Below are 20,305 nucleotides of genomic sequence, written 5' to 3'. Positions count from 1 at the left end.
CGGGTGCCGGAGCGGGTGCCGGAGCGGGTGCCGGAGCGGGTGCCGGAGCGGGTGCCGGAGCGGGTGCCGGAGCGGGTGCCGGAGCGGGTGCCGGGACGAGGCAGGGAACCGGAACCGGGAACGGGGTCGGAGAGGAAGCCGGGAACGGGGTCGCAGAGGAAGCCGGGAACGGAGACGGAGAGGAAGCCGGGAACGGAGAGGGAACCGGAAACGGTCAAGAGGGTCCGGGCGCCGGAAACGCGGACAACGGCTCCGACAAGCGCGGCACCGGCGCGAGGACCGCCGTGGTCCGCGGCGTCGGCCTCGGCGAATCTCGCGCCGCCCTGGTGAGCGCCGCCAACGTCAAGTCTGCCGCCATCGCCCGCATCCTGGAGGGCGCCGCCGACAGCAAGCCCGCCTGGACCAAGCCGATCCTGCAGCAGGCCCCGCCCAGCCACGCCAAGGCCGCCACCCGCGCCACGCCGGCCGGCATTCTCGGCCCGCTGCGGGTCGGCAGCGGTTCGGTCGCCGCGCACGCCCGCTGGGAAGACGCGATGACCTGCGGCCGCACGGCCGGTGAGGCGTCCCGCTCGGCCGCCACCATGAACGGCCTCAGCCTGCTCGGGAACGGGAGCGCGGCGCTGGTACACGTACCGGAGCAGTCGGGAAGCCTGACCACGACGGCGCTGGACCGGCGCGGTGACAGTTCGCAGACGGTGGCCTCGGCCACCGTCAAGGCCGGGCGGATCGAGCTGGCCGGCGGGCAGGTCCGGGTGCGGATGCTGCAGCCGCCGTCGCTGGTCACCACCATGTCGGTACGGGGCGGCCAGGCGCACTACGAGCCCGCGCAGATCGAGGTGTCCGGCCCGGGCATCGGCACGAAGCGCCTGGACGCCGTCGGCGAGCACGTCGACGTAACGCTGGGTCCGGACCGGCACGCGGCCGAGGCGAGCACGCTGGGCCTGGGCAAGCTGCGGCCGGGTTCGCCGCTGCCGCTGCCGGTCATCCCGGGTCTGCCGCAGGTCACCACCCCGAGCGTCGAGTCGGCGCCGGCGGCCGAGGCGGGCACGAAGCTGCGGATCTCGCTGGGTGGGATGCGGGAGGCGCGGAAGGGCCACGCGATCGCGGCGCGGGCCACCGCGATCAAGGTGTCGGTCACCCGGACTGCCGCGCCGAAGGGTCGTGGTGGCTCCGGCTATCAGGGCAAGACCGGGGCGGTCGCGCTGGACCTGGGAGTGGGGCTGATGGAGGCCGCGTCGGTGGCCCCGGAGCCGGGACAGGTCGGCGGTTCGGCCGGCGCCGCCGGTGGGCTGCCGATCACCGGCCCGAAGGTCGCCGGACTGGCCGTCGGCGGGCTGGCCCTGCTGGGCGTGGGAATCGCCGCGGTCGCGCTGAGCGTCCGTCGTCGCCGAACCCGCGGCTAGGGGCCGCCCGGGGTGCCCGGCGGTTAGTCGCGACCGCCGGGCACCCGATCACAAACGGACGAAAAGGCGCCTGACCGGCACCGACATGGTCCGTATGGATTAACTTCTATCTCCCGTCGGGTGATCGGGGGTCGACGGTCGTGCCGTCCTGACCCGCCGAGCGTATTGAACCCCCGCCCAGACCAAGACAACGGTCGATCAATGCCGTTGAGTGGTGTCTACGCCTGCGGGGGGTGCAGGAGGACGCGGCGTCGCATTCGGAGCTGACACCCGAATGCGGCGCCGCGCCCATGTTTTGAGGCCAGTTCCTATCAGGCCAGGTCGCGCGAGCCGCGCAAGAGATCGGCCGCCTCCAGGTAGTTGTCGGCGATGCTGCGCAGGACGTGGACGGCCACGTCGGCGGCGGCCGCCGTCTCCGCGGTCGCCGGCGGCAGGGCAGCATGCGCGGGCGCGGTCAGGGTCAGCGCCTGCCCGGAGACCAGCACCGCGGCCAGCACTTCGGCCAGATCGGCGCGGGTCGCGGCCATCCAGTCGGTCAGGGCCTCGGCCAGGTCGGCGGTGGCCTCCAGGCGCTCGTCCAGACTTTCGTCGCCGCCGCTCAGATCGGCCACGGCCCGGCGGCGTACGTCCTCATATGCCTCGGCGGCCTCGCCGCTCCACTCACCCGGCTCCGGCAGATCGGCCGCGGTTTCGACGCACGCGCGGGCATTCGCCCGCAATTCGGGCACAACCTCGTGGAAGGCGGCCGGTCGCAGGGCCGCAACAGCTTCGGCGGCGGCTCCGGGCAGCAGGCGTACGCGTCGCAACTCACCCCACACCTCGTGGGCGGCGGGCGCACCCGTCGTGGCGAGCACGTCGTCGACCCGTCGCAACAGCGGGCCCGCGGTGGCCAGCACCTGGTCGAGCCGATCCATCACGCCTCCCGGACCAGGCGGTCGCGGACCGCCCGGTCGGTGCCGGCGTAGTCCCCGGCGGTGACCCGGACCGAACCGGCGACCTCGGCCAGGCGCGTGGCCAGGGCCGCGGCCTCACGGGATCGAGCCGCCAGCACCGCCGTCCAGTGCGCGTGCAGATCGCGGCCGAGCCGGCCGGGCAGCCCCGCGTCGTCGGCGCCGAGCGCGACCGCGTCAATGGCGAGCGCGGGCATCCGGCGGTCGATCGTGGACAGCGTGTCGGCGGCCCGGTCCAGGCGGTCGGCCAGGTGGTCCATCTCAGTCCTCTCCCAGCGGGGGCAGCTTGCCGAAGACCTCGGCGGCGAGCTTGTCCCGGGCCCAGCGGGCCGCGTCGGCCGCCGTGGTGACGACGGCCCGGATCTCTCGTGCGAACTCGGACGGGTTGCGGTGGTGCAGCGTTCCGTTGATGCGGACGTCGGTGATGGCACCGGCGGCGGTGACCACGACCTCGATCGAGTTGTCGGGCGAGTGGACCGACACCGCGTGCGAGGCCACAGCCTGGTCGAACTCGGCGCGTAACTGATCGAGACGGCGGTAGCGGGCAATCGCCTCGTCGATCCACGACTCGTCGATCTCACGGCCCATCCCCAGGCTCCTCACCGTGCGTCAGCGACACGTCGCGTTACGGCACCAGACCGTACCCGGTTGAGCGAGCGCACCGCTACGGTCTGTTTCTCCCCTGTGGACAAAGCCCGGTGGGGCGTCGGTTCTGTCGTACCCGGCCAATACCATTCGGTGCGTGAATGACGTCTTCGCCGATCTGGTGGGTCAGGACGAACCGGTCGAGACGCTGCGGCGGGCCGCCGGAGCCGCCGCCCGGGTGGTGCGCGGCGAGGAGGTCGCGGCCGGCGCCATGACGCACGCCTGGATCTTCACGGGACCACCCGGGTCGGGGCGGTCGGTGGCGGCGCGGTCCTTCGCGGCGGCGCTGGAGTGCACGCGCGACGGCGTCGGTTGCGCCGAGTGCCACGGCTGCCGCACCGCGCTCGGCCGCACCCACGCCGACGTGCGCTTCGTGGTGCCCGAGGGGCTCTCGATCGGGGTCAACGAGATGCGCGCCCTGGTGCTGCGGGCGGCCAGCGCGCCGTCCGGCGGCCGCTGGCAGGTGGTCGTCATCGAGGACGCCGACCGGCTCACCGAGCAGGCCGGCAACGCGCTGCTCAAGGCCATCGAGGAACCACCACCGCGCACGGTGTTCCTGCTGTGCACGCCGTCCACCCACCCGGACGACATCTCGGTGACGATCCGCTCCCGCTGCCGGGTGGTGCCGCTGCGCCAGCCGCCGGCCGCCGCGGTGGCCGAGGTGCTGGTCCGCCGGGACGGCATCGCACCGGACGTGGCCGCCTGGGCCGCGGCCGCCGCGCAGGGGCACGTGGGCCGGGCCAAGCGGCTGGCCGGCGACGCCGAGGCGCGCGGCCGGCGGGAGGCGGTGCTCGCGGTGCCGCGCCGGCTCACCGGCGTCGGCGCCTGCTTCGACGCGGCGTCCGCGCTGATCGAGGCGGCCGAGGCGGAGGCGGCGGCCGCGGTGGTCGAGACCGATTCGACCGAACGCGCCGCGCTCGAGCAGGCCCTGGGCGCCGGCGGCACGGGCCGGGGTGCGGCCGGGGCGATGCGCGGCGCGGCCGGCCAGCTGAAAGATCTGGAACGCCGGCAGAAGTCCCGGGCCACCCGGGCCCAGCGCGACGCGCTCGACCGCGCCCTGGTCGACCTGGCCGGTTTCTACCGCGACGTGCTGGTCACCAACCTGCGCGCCCCGGTCGCCGTGGTGCACACCGACACCGCCGACCAGTCCCGCGCGGCGGCCGGCAAGTGGACGGCGGAGAGCACGCTGCGCCGCCTCGAGGCGGTGCTGGCCTGCCGCGATGCGATCGACCAGAACGTCAAGCCCAAGATCGCCGTGGAGGCGATGATGGTCAGCCTCTGGCGCGGCTAGTCCTGATCTTGCGCTAGGGGCGGCCAGGGCCGTCCGGCGAGTCGTCGTCGTTGATGCCGACCAGGTGCGCCATCTCGTCGAGCGGGTCCTCGCCGGGTGCCGGCGGGCGGCGGGCGGCCGCCAGGTCAGGTGCGTCCAGGTCGGGGCCCGGCGGCATCGCGGTCGAGGCTGGAGCCGGGTGGGTGGCGTTCGGGGTGCCCAGCAGGCTGGACAGCCGGCCCGTCACCGCCTCGCCGATCTCCTCGGCCGGGCGGGCCGCGTCCAGCACCAGGTAACGCCTCGGGTCGGCGGCGGCCAGGTCGAGGAAGGCGTAGCGGACCCGCTCGTGGAACGCGCGCGACTCGCTCTCCAGGCGGTCCTGGCCCTGGCCTCGCGAGTCGACCCGGCCCAGGCCCACACCGGGGTCGACGTCCAGCAGGACCACCAGGTCGGGCTTGAGGCCGCCGGTCGCCCAGGAGGACAGCCAGGAGATCTCGGCGACCGGCAGGGTGCGGCCGGCGCCCTGGTAGGCCAGGGACGAGTCGACGTAGCGGTCGCTGATCACCACGGCGCCGCGGGCCAGCGCCGGCCGGACCACCGTGGCCACGTGGTGGGCCCGGTCGGCGGCGTAGAGCAAGGCCTCGGCCCGCGGAGCGGGGGCGTCGCCCTTGTCCAGCACCAGGTGACGGATGCGGGCGCCGACGTCGGTGGCGCCGGGCTCGCGGGTCACCACCACGTCGTGGCCATCCTCGCGGAGCGCGGCCGCCAGGCGGTCCACCTGGGTCGACTTGCCGGCACCCTCGCCGCCCTCGAAGACCACAAAGACGCCGTGCCGGGTGAAATGCTCGTCGGGGGCCAGCGGACGGCCGCGGATCGAGCCCCACAGGTCGGCCAGGACCGCCACGCCGCGCTTGTCGTCCATCTGGCGGAACGCGCTGATGCCGACCCAGATGCCGATCGCGCCGGCCACCAGCAGCAGCACCCGGGTGGACGAGACGTCGAAGCTGACCGCGCCCAGGTCGACCCGGCGCGAGCTGCCCAGGCCGACCAGGAAGCCGGACAGCGTGATGGCCAGCAGCAGCACCATCCGGACGCCGATCTGGACCACCGCGAAGACCCGGCCGCGGACCGCGTCGTCGACCTCGCCGTACAGCAGCGTGGTGCCGGCCAGGAACGCCATGCCGGCGCCGGCGCCGACCAGCAGCGCGCCGGCCAGGGCCATGGACAGGTGGAACGCGACGCCCAGGAACATGACCGAGCCGCTGGCCAGCACGATGCTCATGCCGAACCAGCGGCGCCGGGACAGGTCGCGGACGATCATCGGGCCGAGGCCGATGCCGACCGCGAGGCCCATGAAGATGACGCCGAACAGCAGGTAGAACGCGGCCTCGCCGGCACCCAGCGAGGTGGCGAAGGTCTTGGCCGCACCGATCACCACACCGCCGGCCGCGAACGCGCCGAAGATGCCGAGCACGAGGCCGCGCACCAGCGGCGTACCGCCGATGTATTTCCAGCCGTCCAGGAACTGGCGGGTCATGCTCTGCTGCGCCGCCTCCTGCCGGCGCCGGTCGCTCTTGCCGCCGATCTCCTTGATGCCGAAGAAGACGGTGAGCGCGGTGGCCAGCCGGGACAGCGCGTTCAGGTAGAGCGCCAGCTGAACCGGCTGGGCCCAGTCGGGCAGGGTCACGCCGGACTGCTGGAGGCCCGCGGTCAGCGCGGAGAGCACCAGCGCCGCCAGGATCGGCGTGATGCCGTACGTGGTGACCAGGGTGAGCTGGTTGGAGACCTCGATCCGCGACTTGGGGATCAGGTTGGGTACCGCGGCCTCCTTGGCCGGGATCCAGATCAGCGTGATGGTCTCGCCGATGAACGTGGCGATGGTGGCCCAGGCGACGGTCATCGCCGGCGAGCCGCCGAGCAGCGGCACCAGCGGGATGGAACCGTAGAACACGAACCGGAGCAGGTCGGTGATCACCATCGTGTAGCGGCGGTCGAACCGGTCGGCGAAGACGCCGGCTATCGGTCCGAGCAGCAGCGCCGGCAGCAGCCGCACGGCGATCGTGCCGCCGAACGCCGCGCCCTGCCCGGCCGGGCTGTCGAACTGGGCGGCCGCGAAGATGCCGGTGGCCAGCAGGCCGATCCAGTCACCGAACGACGCGAGGCCGAGCACCAGCCACAGCCGGCGGAACGGCCGGATGCGCAGGACAGAACGCAGCGCCGCAACTCCCGATAAGTCGACCGGCCCGGTTTCCCGCTTTTCGGTGTCGATGTCCGTACCTCCCGTGATTCCTGCCGGGTGCACTCTAACCGGCGACCCCGGCCGGCCGGGTTTCGCACGTTCGGGTGGCACAGACGTGAATGTCTTTCGTATTGACTGTTGTTGGCGTTACGGTGCTCGCGTGATTGCCGACCGTGATGCCCTGCGACAGCGTCTCGACCGGGCCACCGGCCACCTGGAGACGCCGATCGCCGTGGTCGACCTGGCCGCGTTCGACGACAACGCCGCCCAGCTGGAGCGCCGGACCGGCGGCAAGCCGATGCGGGTGGCCAGCAAGTCGGTGCGCTGCCGGCAGTTGCTCGAACGGGTGCTGGCCCGGCCCGCCTGGCGCGGCGTCCTCGCGTACACCCTCACCGAAGCGATCTGGCTGGTCCGGACCGGCGTGACCAACGACGCGCTGGTCGCCTACCCGACCGTGGACCGGGCCGCGATCGGCGAGCTGACCAAAGACCCGGCGCTGGCCGGTGCGATTGCGCTGATGGTCGACCACCCCGCCCACCTGGACCTGATCGACCAGGTCACGCCGCCGGCCGGCCGGCACGACATCAGGCTGTGCCTCGACCTCGACGCGTCCTGGCGGCCCGGCCCGCTGCACCTGGGTGTGCGGCGCTCGCCGGTGCACTCGGCCGGGCAGGCTGCCGCCCTGGCCCGGCGTCTGGTCGAGCGTCCGGGCTTCCGGCTGGTCGGGATGATGTCGTACGAGGCACAGATCGCCGGCGTCGGCGACGCGCCCCCGCGCCAGGCCCTGCGCGGCCGGGCGATCCGGCTCATGCAGGCCCGGTCGCACGCCGAACTCGGCAAACGCCGGGCGGACGCGGTCGCGGCCGTCCGGCAGCAGGCCGACCTGGAATTTGTGAACGGCGGCGGCACCGGCAGCGTGGCCCGCACCGGAGCCGATCCGTCGGTCACCGAGGTCACCGCCGGATCGGGCCTGTACGGGCCGGCCCTGTTCGACGCCTACCGGGACTGGCGCCCCACCCCGGCCGCCTTCTTCGCCCTGTCCGTGGTGCGCCGCCCGGCCCCGCGGATCGCCACCGTGCTGGGCGGCGGCTGGATCGCGTCCGGCCCCGCCGAGAGCTCCCGGCTCCCGCAGCCCTACCTGCCGGCGGGGCTGCGGTACCGGACCGAGGAGGGCGCCGGCGAAGTCCAGACTCCCCTGGTCGGCGCCGTGGCAGGTACGCTGCGGCCCGGCGACCGGGTGTGGTTCCGCCACGCCAAGGCCGGCGAGCTGTGTGAACACGTCAACGAGGTGCACCTGATCGACGGCGGGACAGCGGCGCCGGCCCCGACGTACCGCGGGGAGGGCTATGCGTTCTTGGGGTGACCCGTCAGGCGGTGACGTGCCGGTGCAGATACTCCCGGATCAGCGCCTTGGCCTCGGTCAGCACCGCGTCGTCGCCGTTCTGGTCGCGCCGGAACGCCAACTTGATCAGCGCGTCCGCCGCCTCCACCGAGATCTGCAGCGCGAACCGCAGCCGCGCCCGATCGATCAGCTTGAACTGGTCGACCAGCAGTTCGGCGAGCCGGTCGGCGATGACCGCGTTGTTGTCCCGCTCGACGTCCAGCAGGTGCACGTCGACCACGTCGCCGAAGTGCAGCGTGCGGAAGCCGGGCACAGTGCGGTGCATGTGGATGTAGACGTCGATGGCCGCGTCGACACCATCCCACCAGTGCGCAAACGTCTCACTGGCGAACCGGTCGGACAGACCCTGGAGATACCCGTCCATATTGCGCATTGCGAGCGCCTGCACGATCGCGCGCTTGTCGGGGAAGAACTGGTAGACCGAGCCGATGGCAACCTCGGCTCGTTCGGCGAGCAGTGTCGTGGTGAGGCCTTCATAGCCCACCTCATCGACGAGCTCGGCGCAGGCGTCGAGCATGCGCTGGACCCGGGCAACGCTTCTGCCCTGCACCGGAACGCGCCGCAGCGGCCCGGTGGTGACGGTTGGTGTCGACACGCGTCGCCACTCCCTCTCAGCAGTGATAATCGGAACGTTACTCGGATCAACGAGCGAGACGCATCGACGGGACGCGGGCAACCCTCCCCATGCCCCGTTTTGTGCGACTGTCCGCTCGTACGGAGGACAACGCCACAATGACTACCCCCGTCATCGCCCGGCGCTGGACCAACTGGGCCGGCAACCAGCACGCCGCCGCCACCGACATTTTGACCCCTGGCACTGTCGACGAGCTTGCCACCCAGGTCAAGGAAGCGTCGGCAACCGGACGCCGGATAAAGGCGGTAGGTAGCGGCCACTCGTTCACGGCCATCGCGGTGGCCGACGACCAGCGTATGCACCTGCACCGGCTGGCCGGCCTGGTGTCGATCGACGGCCCGCTGGTCACCGTGCAGGCCGGCATGCCGCTCGCCACCCTCAACGCGGTGCTGGCCGAGCACGGCCTTGCCATGCCCAACCTCGGCGACATCGACGCGCAGACGGTGGCCGGCGCGATCGCCACCGGCACGCACGGCACCGGGACGCAGCACGGCACGCTGGCCTCCGCTGTGGAGGGTGTCAAGCTGGTCACCGGCACCGGCGAGATCCTGACGGTGGAACGGGGCGACGAGATCTTTCCGGCGGTTGCGCTCGGACTCGGCGCCCTGGGCGTGCTGGCCGAGGTGACGCTGCGCTGCGTGGACGCGTTCGTGCTGCTGGCCGACGAGCGTCCGATGCCGCTGCGGGAGATCATGGCGGGCATCGACGACTGGGTGCCGGGCAACGACCACCTCGAGTTCTTCTGGTACCCGTACACCGACCGGGCACAGCTCAAGCGCAACAACCGGGTGGCCGCGAACGATCGGCCGCTGTCCCGCTTCCGCGGCTGGCTGGACGACCAGTTCCTGTCCAACACGGTCTTCGCCGGGGTCTGCCGGCTCGGCCGCGCGGTGCCGGCCGCGGTGCCGGCGATCAGCGCGATCTCGGCCCGCGCGCTCACCGCGCGGGTCTACACCGACCGCTCCGACCGGGTCTTCTGTACGCCGCGGCGGGTGCATTTCACCGAGATGGAGTACGAGATACCACGCGCCGCCCTGCCCGAGGTGATGGCGGCCCTGCCCCGGCTGATCGGCGAGTTGCCGTTCCGCGTGCAGTTCCCGGTCGAGGTGCGCTTCACCGGGCCGGACGACGCCTGGCTGTCGCACGGATACGGGCGGGAGTCCGCCTACGTAGCCGTGCACCAGTACATCGGGGCGCCGTCCGAGCCGTACTTCCGGGCCGTGGAGGCGCTGTGCGAGCCGCTCGGCGGGCGTCCGCACTGGGGCAAAATTCATTACCGTACGGCGGAGACGCTGCGGCCGGCCTACGAGCGGTTCGACGACTTCCGGGCCGTGCGCGACCGCCTCGACCCGGCCCGGGTGTTCACCAACGACTACCTGGACCGGGTGCTCGGCAGCTGACTACTCGGCGGCGGCCGTCGCCTTCCTGGGCGCGGCCTTTTTGGCCGCCGCCTTCTTGGCCGGTGCCGCCTTTTTGGCCGGTGCCGCCTTTTTGGCCGGAGCCTTCTTGGCCGCGGCCTTCTTGGCGGGTGCCTCGCCGTCCTTGGGCGCCGCCTTCTTGGCCGCCGCCTTCTTGCGGGCCGGCGCCGGGCCCTTGGCCCGCTTCTCGGCCAGCATCTCGGACGCCTGCTCGACGGTCAGTTCCTCGGGCGTCTGGCCGCGCCGCAGGGACGCGTTGTACTCGCCGTCGGTCACGTACGGGCCGAACCGGCCGTCCTTGATCACCATGGGCTTCTCGGTGACCGGATCGGGGCCCATCTCGCGCAGCGGAGGCGCGGCGGCCCGGCGCTGGCGCGTCTTGGGCGTGGCCAGCAGGGTGAGCGCCTCGTCCAGGGTGACCGTGAAGAGCTTGTCCTCGCTCTCCAGCGAGCGGTAGTCGTCGCCGCGCTTCACGTACGGCCCGTACCGGCCGTTCGCCGCGGAGATCTCGGCGCCCTCCGGGTCCTTGCCCAGGACGCGCGGCAGGGTCAGCAGCTTGAGCGCCTGCTCCAGCGACAGGTCCTGCGGGTTCTGGGACTTGAACAGGGAGGAGGTCCGTTCACCGCTCTGCACGTACGGCCCGAACCGGCCGGACTTGACCACCACCGGCTCGCCGGTGACCGGGTCGTCGCCCAGTGAGCGGTCGCCGCCGCCGGAGAGGAACAGCTCCTCGACCTTTTCCGGGGTCAACTCGTCGGGCGCCACGCCCTCGGGGATCGAGGCCCGGTCGTCCGGCGACTCCTCGATCGCGTCCGGGAGCTGGCGTTGCAGGTACGGGCCGAAGCGGCCGACCCGGACCACGACGCTGCGGCCCTTCTCGTCGGTGTGGAGAGGGATCGAGTTGACCGAGCGCGCGTCGATGGCGCTCAGGTTTTCGGTCACCATCTTCTTGAGGCCGCCGGCCTTGGCGATCTGGTCGTCCGGCCCGGCGGTCTGGCTGCCGAAGTAGAAGGACGTGAGGAAGTCCAGAGCGGCGTGGTCGCCGGCCGCGATGTCGTCGAGTTGGCCCTCCATGGCGGCGGTGAAGTTGTAGTCGACCAGCCGTGGGTAGTGCCCCTCGAGCAGGCCGATCACCGCGAACGCCAGGAACGACGGGATCAGGGCCTGGCCGCGTTTCTCGACGTAGCCGCGGTCCTGGATGGTCCGCATGATCGACTCGTACGTCGACGGGCGGCCGATGCCCAGCTCCTCCAGTGCCTTGACCAGCGACGCCTCGGTGTAGCGGGCCGGCGGCGAGGTGTGGTGCCCGGCCGCGGCCAGCTCCTCCGCGGTCAGCGGCTGGTCCTTGACCAGGTTGGGCAGGCGGCGCTCGGCGTCCTCGGCCTCGGCATTTTCGTCGTCGGACGACTCGACGTAGGCACGCAGGAAGCCCGGGTCGGTGATCGTCTTGCCGGAGGCGGCGAAGTCGACCTCCTCCCCGGCGGTGGAGATCGCCCGGATCCGCACGCTCACCGAGTTGCCGACCGCGTCGGTCATCTGCGAGGCGATGGTGCGGCGCCAGATCAGCTCGTACAGCTTGAACTCGTCGGTGTTGAGCTCGTTGGCCACCTCGCCCGGGGTGCGGAAGTTGTCCCCCGCCGGGCGGATCGCCTCGTGCGCCTCCTGGGCGTTCTTGACCTTGCCGGTGTAGCGGCGCGGCTGTGGCGGCACGCTGGCCGAGCCGTACAGCTCGGCGATCTGCCGGCGAGCCGCGGTGAGCGCGGTCTCGGACAGGTTGACCGAGTCGGTACGCATGTAGGTGATGTAGCCGTTCTCGTACAGCTTCTGCGCGGTGCGCATCGTCTGCGAGGCGGAGAACCGAAGCTTGCGGGCGGCCTCCTGCTGGAGCGTCGAGGTGATGAACGGCGCGTACGGCCGGCGGCGGTACGGCTTCTCCTCGACCCGGGTGACCGTGAACGGCCGGTTTTCGACCCGGGCGGCCAGCCCGCGGGCGCCGGCCTCGTCCAGGTGCACCACGGCGGCGCCGGGCTTGACCTGGCCGGTGGTGGGCTCGAAGTCGCGGCCGGTGGCGACCCGGTCACCGTCCAGGGCGATCAGGGTGGCCTGGAAGCTGCGCGGCCCCTCAACCTGTCCCTGCACCGAGAGGGTGGCCAGGATGTCCCAGTACTCGGCGGAGCGGAACGCCATCCGCTGCCGCTCGCGCTCGACCACGATGCGGGTGGCGACCGACTGGACACGCCCGGCGGACAGGCGAGGCATCACCTTCTTCCACAGGACCGGGCTGACCTCGTACCCGTACAGGCGGTCGAGGATGCGCCGGGCCTCCTGCGCGTCGACCAGGTCGCGGTCGATGTCGCGCGGGTTGGCCACCGCGGCCTGGATGGCCGGCTTGGTGATCTCGTGGAAGACCATCCGCCGGACCGGGACCTTCGGCTTGATCGTCTCGACCAGGTGCCAGGCGATCGCCTCGCCCTCGCGGTCCTCATCGGTGGCCAGGAAGATCTCGTCGACCTCCTTGGCCAGCTTCTGCAGCTTGGCTATCTGTGCCTTGCGGTCCGAGGAGACGACGTAGAGCGCATGGAAGCCGTTGTCCACGTCCACGCCGAGCCGCGCCCACGACTCGCCCTTGTACTTGGCGGGCACGTCGGCGGCATTGCGTGGCAGATCGCGGACATGGCCGAAGGAGGCCTCGACAAAATAGTCGGGGCCCAGATAACCGGCGATCGTCTTGGCCTTCGACGGAGACTCGACGATGACCAGACGCGTCGTCCTGGCGTCACTCGGCACGGCACTCCCAAACTTCACCCTCAGCGGTCCGCCATCCGGACCGGCGGAGCACAGACTTTCAACGTAACGCGCCGGAGGGGCAACCATTCCCCGGGAACCCGGGAGTCGGATGGTAACGGTCCGGCCACCGCACGCGTCCGACGAGCGACACCGTACACCGGGAACATGCTGTCGTGTCGCACACAATCCAGGAAGATCACGCAGCTGCGCCACCTGGCCACATCTGCGCAGGTGCCGCGGCCGGGCGCTCCCCGACCAGCTCAGCCAGGCGTCGGAGGCGCCGTTTACCCACGATCAGGTAGCGCCGGCCACCGTCCGACAAATTTCCGGCCAGACCGGCCCGGACCAGCGCCGCATCGATCGCCGCCGGGTCCTTGTCCGGGTCCAGGCCCAGAGCGTAACCGGCGGCGACCGGTGTGCCTGCGGCGGCGACCCAGAGCCGCAGCCGGGGACCGCTGAGAAAAAGCTGTGCGGCGGCCTGCGGCCAGCCACGAGCCAGGCCGTTCAACCGACTGGAGTACGCGGTGAGCACCTCGAAGTGGGGTTGATGGCTGATTGTCCCTTTTTCCGAGTCGTCCTCGACGACGAGCTGGTCTGACGGGTCGTTGACGTGCTGATCCGAGGGGTCGTTGACGCGCGGGTCCGGCGGAGAGAGATCCCCTTGGACAGGAATGGGCCGGCCCGCGCTGGACTCAGACTCCCCGGGAGCGGACGTCTCAGGATCATCCGCGACGGGCGAAACCTCGATCGGACGCCAGCTCGCCACCAGCCCGCGCACCACCAACTCGGCGACCAGGACGTGCACCCGCCAGGCGGCGTCAACCTCGATCGACACCCGGGCCGTGCCGCCCATCCGGCCGAGACGGCCGGGACCGGCCAGCAGACCGACCAGGTCACTCGGCGCCGGCTCGGTGGTCTCGGCGCCGAAGAACGGCAGCTGACGGCCCAGCTCGGCGGTGGTGGGCGGCCGGGCGGGCAGCCGCCGGCGGGCAGCCGGTACCGGCGCGGGGAGCACCTCGCGCGGGATCAGCGGCCACCCCGTCTCGGTCATCTCACCGGCACTCCGGCACCTGGTCGAACGCCGCCTGGAGCTCCTCCGAGTTGAGCTTGCTGGTGTCCAGGCTGCTCGCCTCGTAGTCGGCGTTGAGCTGGTCGACCACCTGGCCCACCTGCTCGTAGAACACCTTGGCCGGGGTGGTGGCCAGGCCCTCGATGCCGGACCGGGCGCGGCCGTACGCGTCGCGCATGGCGGCCAGCGAACCGGTGAAGCCCTCGGCGATCTGCTGACCGTTGTCGACGTCGGGCACGCCGGCCTTGACGACCCCGGCCCGGGCCCGCTCGCTGGCGTCGTGCGCCCCGCCGAAGAGCCGCATCAGGTTTTCCTTGGCCTGGCCGGGGGTGGTGGCGGCGCTCATCTGCTGCTGGGTGCGGCTGGTCAGCGCGCCGATCTCGGTGCGCCAGGGACTGAGCGTCGTGCAGACGGACGTGGCCCAGGCGCGAGCGCCGTGGCCACCGGAGCAACCGGCGGCGGGCAGAACCAGGGTGAGGAGAAGCAACAGCGCGAGGGGTCGGGCCGGACGCATGGGAAGCAGCGTACGGCCAAGGTCCGACAACCTCATCTATGGTGCGGGGCACCCGGCCGCAGCCGAGTGCCCCGCAGTTACGCAATCCGGACGGGTCAGGCGCTGACCCGTTCGTTCGGCGTGTTGTCGCCGGCCGAGGCCGACGGGGTGTCGTCGCCCATCGAGATCGGCTTGCGCTTGCTCCAGACCACCGCAGCCACCACGATCGCGACGGCGACCAGTGCGATGGTCACCCGCAGCGGCGTGTTGGCGTCCGTGCCGATGCTCCAGGCCACGACGGCCGGGGCGATCAGCAGCGAGACCAGGTTCATCACCTTGATCAGCGGGTTGATGGCCGGGCCCGCGGTGTCCTTGAACGGGTCACCCACGGTGTCACCGATGACCGTGGCGGCGTGGGCGTCGGAGCCCTTGCCACCGAACGCGCCGTCCTCCACCAGCTTCTTGGCGTTGTCCCAGGCGCCGCCCGAGTTGGACAGGAAGACCGCCATGAGCGTGCCGGTACCGATCGCACCGGCGAGGTAGGACGCCAGTGCGCCGGCACCGAGGCCGAAGCCGACCGCGATCGGCGCCAGGATCGCCAGCAGGCCGGGCGTGACCAGCTCGCGCTGGGCATCCCGGGTGCAGATGTCGACGACCCGGCCGTACTCGGGCCGCTGGGTGCGGTCCATGATGCCGGGGAACTCGCGGAACTGGCGGCGGACCTCCATCACGACCGCGCCCGCCGAGCGGGATACGGCGTTGATGGCCAGGCCGGAGAAGAGGAACACCACGGCCGCGCCGACCAGCAGGCCGACCAGGTTGCGCGGGTTCGAGATGTTCAGCAGGCCGAGGATCTCGGCGCCGACCGCCTCCGGGCTGATACCGGCCTCGGCGAGCGAGGTGGCCAGTGTGTTCGTGTACGAGCCGAACAGCGCCGTGGCGGCGAGTACCGCCGTGGCGATCGCGATGCCCTTGGTGATCGCCTTGGTGGTGTTGCCGACGGCGTCCAGCTCGGTGAGGATCTGCGCACCCTTCTCGTCGACGTCGCCGGACATCTCGGCGATGCCCTGAGCGTTGTCCGAGATCGGGCCGAAGGTGTCCATCGCGACGATGACGCCGACCGTGGTGAGCAGGCCGGTGCCGGCCAGCGCCACGGCGAACAGGGACAGCGTCAGCGACGTGCCGCCGAGCAGGTAGGCGCCGAAGACGCCCGCGCCGATCACCAGCGCCGAGTAGACCGCCGACTCGAGGCCGACACTGATGCCCGCCAGCACCACGGTGGCCGGACCGGTCTGCGACGACTTGCCGATGTCCTGCACCGGGCGCCGGTTGGTCTCGGTGAAGTAGCCGGTCAGCGCCTGGATGGCGGCCGCCAGCACGATGCCGATCACGACGGCGCCGACCGCGACCCAACGCGGGTCCTGACCGCTGTCGAGGATGTCAGCGGCGATGCCGTCGTCGTTGAAGCCCGCGAACGTGGACGGCAGGTAGACGAAGCTCACCACGGCCACCACGACCGCCGAGATCAGCGCCGAGATGTAGAACGCCCGGTTGATCGCGGTGAGGCCGTTCTTGTCGGACGGGCGCAGCCGGGTGATGAACACGCCGATGATGGCGATCACGACGCCGATCGTCGAGACGATCAGCGGGAAGATCAGGCCGTCCTGGCCGAACGCGGCCTGGCCGAGGATCAGCGCGGCCACCAGAGTCACCGCATACGACTCGAACAGGTCGGCGGCCATGCCGGCGCAGTCACCGACGTTGTCGCCGACGTTGTCGGCGATGGTGGCGGCGTTGCGCGGGTCGTCCTCGGGGATGCCCTGTTCCACCTTGCCGACCAGGTCGGCGCCGACGTCCGCGGCCTTGGTGAAGATGCCACCGCCGACCCGCATGAACATGGCGAGCAGCGCGGCACCGAAGCCGAAGCCCTCCAGCACGGTCGGAGCGTCGCCCTTGAAGATCAGGACGACCAGCGCACCACCGAACAGGCCGAGGCCGACGGTGAGGAAGCCGACCACGCCACCGGTGCGGAACGCGATGCCCATGGCCTTCTCGCGGCCGCCGGACTCGCCCGCCGCCGCGGCCACGCGCAGGTTCGCGCGGGTCGCGAGCGCCATGCCCGCACCACCGATGAAGGCGCTGAAGACGGCGCCGACCACGAAGAACAGCGAGCGGCCGATCTTGACCCAGGTCTCGTTGTCGGTCTCGTGCACCGGCAGGAGGAAGAGGAGTACGACCGCGACGACGACGAAGATCCCGAGCGTCTTGAACTGGCGGAACAGGTACGCCGAGGCGCCCTCCTGGACCGCTCCCGCGATCTCCTGCATGTTCTCGGTGCCGCGCCCGGCCTTGAGCACCGACTGGACGAACATCGCCGCGAAGCCCAGCGCAATGAGCGCGAAGACCAGCGCGATAATCACAAATGTAACGTTTGAACCACTCAGGGACACTCCGCCCGCGGCAGAAGTTATCAAGGTCCCGGACATCAATGTCCTCCTGTACACCAAACGCGCCCGAGACCGGCGGACGAGACCGCCCGGGCGCTCCCCCGTCACCGGGGAGACGACAACTGGGCCCCGCGGACGCGGGACCAGGAGCAGTAGCTGATAACTCGCGTACTGTATCGGCCGGTCGTGGTGGTGGTCACACCCGGTTCCGGCCGTGTCGTGGTGATATTCGCCGCTGTGTTAGCGCGGCGCCAGAGGGGTATGACTGAAATTTGATCTTTACCGGCTAGCGCCGGTGGACCGGCCAGACCATGCGAACCTCGGTGCCGTGGCCGTCCTCGACCGGACGAACCTGCAGGTCATCGACGAATCCCTTGAGCAGCGCGAACCCGACGCCGGTCGTCAGCGCCTCGTCGGTGAGCGACTCGTCGGCCAACTCGTCCGGGGGCAAACTCGGCAAACCGATGCTTTCCTCAAGAGGCGCGTGATCTATCACCCGTACCGTGTACGAGTCCGAATCGGACATTTCGACCGTCACGAGGTCGGCCAGACCGTACTGGTTGTGCAGGGCTACCGCCCGGGTGCACGCCTCACCGATCGCCAGCCGGACCTCGTCCAGCGTTTCCTCGGCGACACCGGCGCGACGGGCCACCGCCACGCCGACCAGCCGGGCGGTGCGGACGTGCACCGGCGCCGGGGAGAAGGACAGCCGAACCGTCGCCATCACGAAGTCGAACCGCTGCCGTCGCTGTCTCCGGTAGCCGCCTCGACCGATGGATAGATCGGGAACACCTGGTCGAGCGCCGTGATCCGGAAGATCTTGAGCAGCGGCTCCTTGGCACAGACCAGCCCGAACCGGCCGTGCGCCACCCGCAGCCGCTTCATCGCGCCGACCAGCACGCCCAGGCCGGTGGAGTCCAGGAACTCGACGCCGCCGAGATCCACGATGACGTTCCGCTCGCCGGCGTCGACCAGCTCGACGAGGCGCTCGCGCAGCCGCGGAGCGGTGTACACGTCGACCTCGCCGCCGACCTCGAGCACCGTGTGCTCGGCGACAGTCCGAGTCGCAAGGGACAGCTCCATCGCTCCTCCTCCCTGCGGGGCACGGTCGTCCGGCAGCCGATCTCCCCAGCGAATCTAACCACCGTGCGGTCGGTTGCACCGCATGGCACCCCGTTTGGGGTTGGGCACACTCCGGTGTCAGAGTGCTCGGCGTGACGTCCACCGCCCTCGGTCCGGCCGCGTTGCTGCGCCGGCTGTCGTCGTCCGCAGCGGACTCGCCGGTCACCCACGTGGAGCGGGTGCCGGCGCGGACCGGGCGGCCCGCGGACTGGCCCGACTGGGTGGCCCCGGAGTTCGTGGCCGCCTGCCGGAGGCAGGGTATCGCGACGCCCTGGGAGCACCAGGCAACGGCCGCGTCGCTCGCGGCCGCGGGGACCCATGTCGTGCTGGCCACCGGGACCGCGTCCGGAAAATCGCTCGGCTACCAGATGCCGGTGCTCAGCCGGCTGCTCGGAGACGAGCGCGCCACGGCGCTCTACCTCGCGCCGGCCAAGGCCCTGGCGGCGGATCAGCTGCGGGCCGTCGTGGGTTTCGGACTTGAGGGCGTACGCGCGGCCACATACGACGGTGACACCGGCCGCGACGAACGGGAGTGGATCAGGCAGCATGCGCGCTTGATCCTGACAAACCCCGATATGTTGCACCATGGGGTGCTTCCCGGGCATGCGCGGTGGGCCACGTTCCTGCGCCGGCTCTCATACGTGGTCATCGACGAGTGCCACGCCTACCGCGGCGTGTTCGGTTCGCACGTGGCGCACGTGCTGCGCCGGCTCCGGCGGCTGGCCACCCGGTACGGCGGGAACCCCACCTTCGTGCTGGCCTCGGCCACCTCGGGCGACCCGGCCGGAACGGCGTCCCGGCTGATCGGGCTGCCGGTGACGGCGGTGACCGAGGACGCGTCGCCCCGCGGAGCCACCACGTTCGCGCTGTGGGAACCGCCGTTGCTGCCGCCGGACCAGGACGACCTGCCACCCACCCGCCGGTCCGCGCTGCGCGAGACCGCCGACCTGCTCACCGACGCGGTGGTGGCGGGCACCAGGACGCTCGCCTTCGTCCGGTCGCGGCGCGGCGCCGAGGTGGTGGCCGCGGTGACCCGCCGGCAGCTGGACGAGGCGGTGCCCGGGTTGGGCGACCGGGTGGCGGCCTACCGGGCGGGCTACCTCAAGGAGGACCGCCGGGCGATCGAGCGGGCCCTGCTCGACGGCGACCTGCTCGCCCTGGCCTCCACCAACGCGCTCGAACTCGGCGTCGACCTGGTCGGCCTGGACGCCGTGCTGATCTGCGGCTATCCGGGGACCCGGGCGTCGCTGTGGCAGCAGGCGGGCCGGGCCGGGCGGTCCGGCGGCGAGGCGCTGGCGGTGCTGATCGCGCGGGACGACCCGCTGGACACCTACCTGGTGCACCACCCGGCGGCCCTGTTCGGCCGCCCGGTGGAGGCGACCGTGCTGGACCCCGCCAACCCGTACGTGCTCGGCCCGCAACTGTGCTGCGCCGCCGTCGAGGGCCCGATCACCGCGGCCGACCTCGACCTGTTCGGCGGCGAACCGGCCCGCCAGGCGGTCGACGGCCTGACCGCGTCCGGTGCGCTGCGCCGCCGCCCGTCCGGCTGGTACTGGACCCACACCGGCCGCCCCGACGTCGACCTGCGCGGCTCCGGCGGCGCCCCGATCTCGGTGGTCGAGACCGGCACCGGCCGGCTGCTCGGCACGGTCGACCCGGCGTCGTCGCACGTCATGCTGCACACCGGCGCGGTCTACCTGCATCAGGGCAGCACGTACGTGGTGGACGACCTCGACCTGGACGACGCGGTCGCGCTGGTGCACGCCGAGGAGCCGGACTGGACCACGCACGCCCGGGATGTGACGGACCTGTCTGTCGTGGCCGTCCGGTCGTACGTGGACGCCGGCCCGGTCGGCCTGTTCCTGGGCGACGTCGACGTGACCAACCAGGTGGTGTCCTACCAGCGGCGCCGCCTCGGCACCGGCGAGGTGCTCGACACCCGGCCGCTCGACCTGCCGGCCCGCGAGCTGCGTACGGTCGCGGTCTGGTTCACCGTGTCGCCGCGAGCCATGGAGCGGGCCGGTGTCGAGCCGCCGGACTTCCCGGGCGCGCTGCACGCCGCGGAACACGCGGCGATCGGCCTGCTGCCGCTGATCGCGACCTGCGACCGCTGGGACATCGGCGGCCTGTCCACGGCCAACCACGCCGACACCGAGGCACCGACCGTCTTCGTGTACGACGGGCACCCGGGCGGCGCGGGCTTCGCCGAACGGGCATACGCCACGGCCGCGGAGTGGCTGAGCGCGACCCGCGAGGCGATCGACGCGTGCGGCTGCGAGACCGGCTGCCCGTCCTGCGTCCAGTCTCCGAAGTGCGGCAACGGCAACAATCCCCTGCACAAGCCGGGTGCCGTCGTGGTCCTGGACGTGGTGCTGGCCGCACTCGCGGCGGCGTAGACCGGCCCGGCCCGCGCCACCGCCCCGGCC

At 71.8% G+C, this 20,305-nt stretch carries 17 protein-coding genes; 5 read left to right on the top strand and 12 right to left on the bottom strand.

The genetic code is table 11. The features are described 5' to 3' along the window. Positions 1-218 (bottom strand): hypothetical protein (locus tag Ari01nite_RS28650; RefSeq protein ID WP_203785299.1); only part of this gene is annotated, 218 nt, incomplete at its 3' end. A gap of 66 nt (positions 219-284) precedes the next feature. Here Ari01nite_RS28650 and Ari01nite_RS28645 point away from each other — a divergent pair. Continuing rightward, positions 285-1,403 (top strand): hypothetical protein, encoded by a 1,119-nt coding sequence (locus tag Ari01nite_RS28645; RefSeq protein ID WP_203785298.1) that lies wholly within the window; start codon positions 285-287, stop codon positions 1,401-1,403. A gap of 311 nt (positions 1,404-1,714) precedes the next feature. On the opposite strand, the gene Ari01nite_RS28640 is transcribed toward Ari01nite_RS28645, so the two are convergent. Genes Ari01nite_RS28640 through Ari01nite_RS28630 form a run of 3 tightly spaced genes read right to left on the bottom strand, consistent with a single transcriptional unit; the run spans position 1,715 to position 2,941 of the window. Next, on the bottom strand, positions 1,715-2,317 hold the full coding sequence (locus tag Ari01nite_RS28640) for a hypothetical protein (protein ID WP_203785297.1): 603 nt from the start codon (positions 2,315-2,317) through the stop codon (positions 1,715-1,717). Further along, complete coding sequence (locus Ari01nite_RS28635) at positions 2,317-2,613, bottom strand: type VII secretion target (protein ID WP_203785296.1); 297 nt, start codon at positions 2,611-2,613, stop codon at positions 2,317-2,319. The genes Ari01nite_RS28640 and Ari01nite_RS28635 overlap by 1 nt, the downstream gene beginning before the upstream one ends. Position 2,614: 1 nt before the next feature. Beyond that, positions 2,615-2,941, bottom strand: a complete 327-nt coding sequence (locus Ari01nite_RS28630) for a YbaB/EbfC family nucleoid-associated protein (protein WP_203785295.1) — start codon at positions 2,939-2,941, stop codon at positions 2,615-2,617. 154 nt (positions 2,942-3,095) lie between these two features. Between Ari01nite_RS28630 and Ari01nite_RS28625 the strand changes: the two genes are divergently transcribed. Continuing rightward, entirely contained in the window at positions 3,096-4,289 is a 1,194-nt protein-coding gene (locus Ari01nite_RS28625) for a DNA polymerase III subunit delta' (RefSeq protein WP_203785294.1), read from the top strand. Between the two features lie 13 nt (positions 4,290-4,302). Here Ari01nite_RS28625 and tmk read toward each other — a convergent pair whose 3' ends face one another. Beyond that, positions 4,303-6,438 carry a dTMP kinase gene (gene tmk, locus Ari01nite_RS28620; protein ID WP_239163105.1) on the bottom strand — a complete coding sequence of 712 codons (2,136 nt, stop codon included), beginning with the start codon at positions 6,436-6,438 and terminating at the stop codon, positions 4,303-4,305. 229 nt (positions 6,439-6,667) lie between these two features. Here tmk and Ari01nite_RS28615 point away from each other — a divergent pair, with 229 nt between their 5' ends. Further along, positions 6,668-7,870 (top strand): amino acid deaminase/aldolase, encoded by a 1,203-nt coding sequence (locus tag Ari01nite_RS28615; RefSeq protein ID WP_239163099.1) that lies wholly within the window; start codon positions 6,668-6,670, stop codon positions 7,868-7,870. A gap of 4 nt (positions 7,871-7,874) precedes the next feature. Here the strand turns inward: Ari01nite_RS28615 and Ari01nite_RS28610 are convergent, their stop codons facing one another. Next, positions 7,875-8,504 carry a TetR/AcrR family transcriptional regulator gene (locus tag Ari01nite_RS28610; protein WP_203785291.1) on the bottom strand — a complete coding sequence of 210 codons (630 nt, stop codon included), beginning with the start codon at positions 8,502-8,504 and terminating at the stop codon, positions 7,875-7,877. Between the two features lie 137 nt (positions 8,505-8,641). Between Ari01nite_RS28610 and Ari01nite_RS28605 the strand changes: the two genes are divergently transcribed. After that, positions 8,642-9,943: a D-arabinono-1,4-lactone oxidase gene (locus Ari01nite_RS28605; protein WP_203785290.1), complete on the top strand. Its 1,302-nt coding sequence runs from the start codon at positions 8,642-8,644 to the stop codon at positions 9,941-9,943. Here Ari01nite_RS28605 and topA read toward each other — a convergent pair whose 3' ends face one another. From topA to Ari01nite_RS28575, 6 genes are all read right to left on the bottom strand, one after another. Next, the gene (gene topA / locus Ari01nite_RS28600) at positions 9,944-12,748 is read right to left on the bottom strand and encodes a type I DNA topoisomerase (RefSeq protein WP_203785289.1); all 2,805 of its coding nucleotides are present in this window, start codon (positions 12,746-12,748) and stop codon (positions 9,944-9,946) included. A gap of 196 nt (positions 12,749-12,944) precedes the next feature. Next, positions 12,945-13,799 (bottom strand): hypothetical protein, encoded by an 855-nt coding sequence (locus tag Ari01nite_RS28595; protein ID WP_239163098.1) that lies wholly within the window; start codon positions 13,797-13,799, stop codon positions 12,945-12,947. A gap of 1 nt (position 13,800) precedes the next feature. Next, on the bottom strand, positions 13,801-14,331 hold the full coding sequence (locus tag Ari01nite_RS28590) for a hypothetical protein (RefSeq protein ID WP_203785288.1): 531 nt from the start codon (positions 14,329-14,331) through the stop codon (positions 13,801-13,803). Positions 14,332-14,426: 95 nt separating this feature from the next. Continuing rightward, a complete protein-coding gene (locus Ari01nite_RS28585; protein WP_203785287.1) occupies positions 14,427-16,796 on the bottom strand; it encodes a sodium-translocating pyrophosphatase in 2,370 nt (789 codons plus the stop codon). Positions 16,797-17,043: 247 nt separating this feature from the next. Next, positions 17,044-17,484, bottom strand: a complete 441-nt coding sequence (locus Ari01nite_RS28580; RefSeq protein WP_203785286.1) for an ATP-binding protein — start codon at positions 17,482-17,484, stop codon at positions 17,044-17,046. Next, complete coding sequence (locus tag Ari01nite_RS28575; protein ID WP_203785285.1) at positions 17,481-17,840, bottom strand: STAS domain-containing protein; 360 nt, start codon at positions 17,838-17,840, stop codon at positions 17,481-17,483. The genes Ari01nite_RS28580 and Ari01nite_RS28575 overlap by 4 nt, the downstream gene beginning before the upstream one ends. A gap of 122 nt (positions 17,841-17,962) precedes the next feature. Here Ari01nite_RS28575 and Ari01nite_RS28570 point away from each other — a divergent pair, with 122 nt between their 5' ends. Further along, a complete protein-coding gene (locus Ari01nite_RS28570) occupies positions 17,963-20,275 on the top strand; it encodes a DEAD/DEAH box helicase (RefSeq protein WP_203785284.1) in 2,313 nt (770 codons plus the stop codon). The last annotated feature ends 30 nt before the right edge of the window (positions 20,276-20,305 follow it).

This window comes from Paractinoplanes rishiriensis, from assembly GCF_016862375.1.
Lineage (GTDB): Bacteria > Actinomycetota > Actinomycetes > Mycobacteriales > Micromonosporaceae > Actinoplanes > Actinoplanes rishiriensis.
This window is presented reverse-complemented; position numbering and strand designations above follow the sequence as displayed.

Coding starts and splice junctions, on each gene's coding strand:
- Ari01nite_RS28640 (WP_203785297.1), bottom strand. CDS start 2,317: ATGGATCGGCTCGACCAGGTGCTGGCCACCGCGGGCCCGCTGTTGCGA.
- Ari01nite_RS28635 (WP_203785296.1), bottom strand. CDS start 2,613: ATGGACCACCTGGCCGACCGCCTGGACCGGGCCGCCGACACGCTGTCC.
- Ari01nite_RS28630 (WP_203785295.1), bottom strand. CDS start 2,941: ATGGGCCGTGAGATCGACGAGTCGTGGATCGACGAGGCGATTGCCCGC.
- Ari01nite_RS28605 (WP_203785290.1), top strand. CDS start 8,642: ATGACTACCCCCGTCATCGCCCGGCGCTGGACCAACTGGGCCGGCAAC.
- Ari01nite_RS28595 (WP_239163098.1), bottom strand. CDS start 13,799: ATGACCGAGACGGGGTGGCCGCTGATCCCGCGCGAGGTGCTCCCCGCG.
- Ari01nite_RS28590 (WP_203785288.1), bottom strand. CDS start 14,331: ATGCGTCCGGCCCGACCCCTCGCGCTGTTGCTTCTCCTCACCCTGGTT.
- Ari01nite_RS28585 (WP_203785287.1), bottom strand. CDS start 16,796: ATGTCCGGGACCTTGATAACTTCTGCCGCGGGCGGAGTGTCCCTGAGT.
- Ari01nite_RS28575 (WP_203785285.1), bottom strand. CDS start 17,840: ATGGAGCTGTCCCTTGCGACTCGGACTGTCGCCGAGCACACGGTGCTC.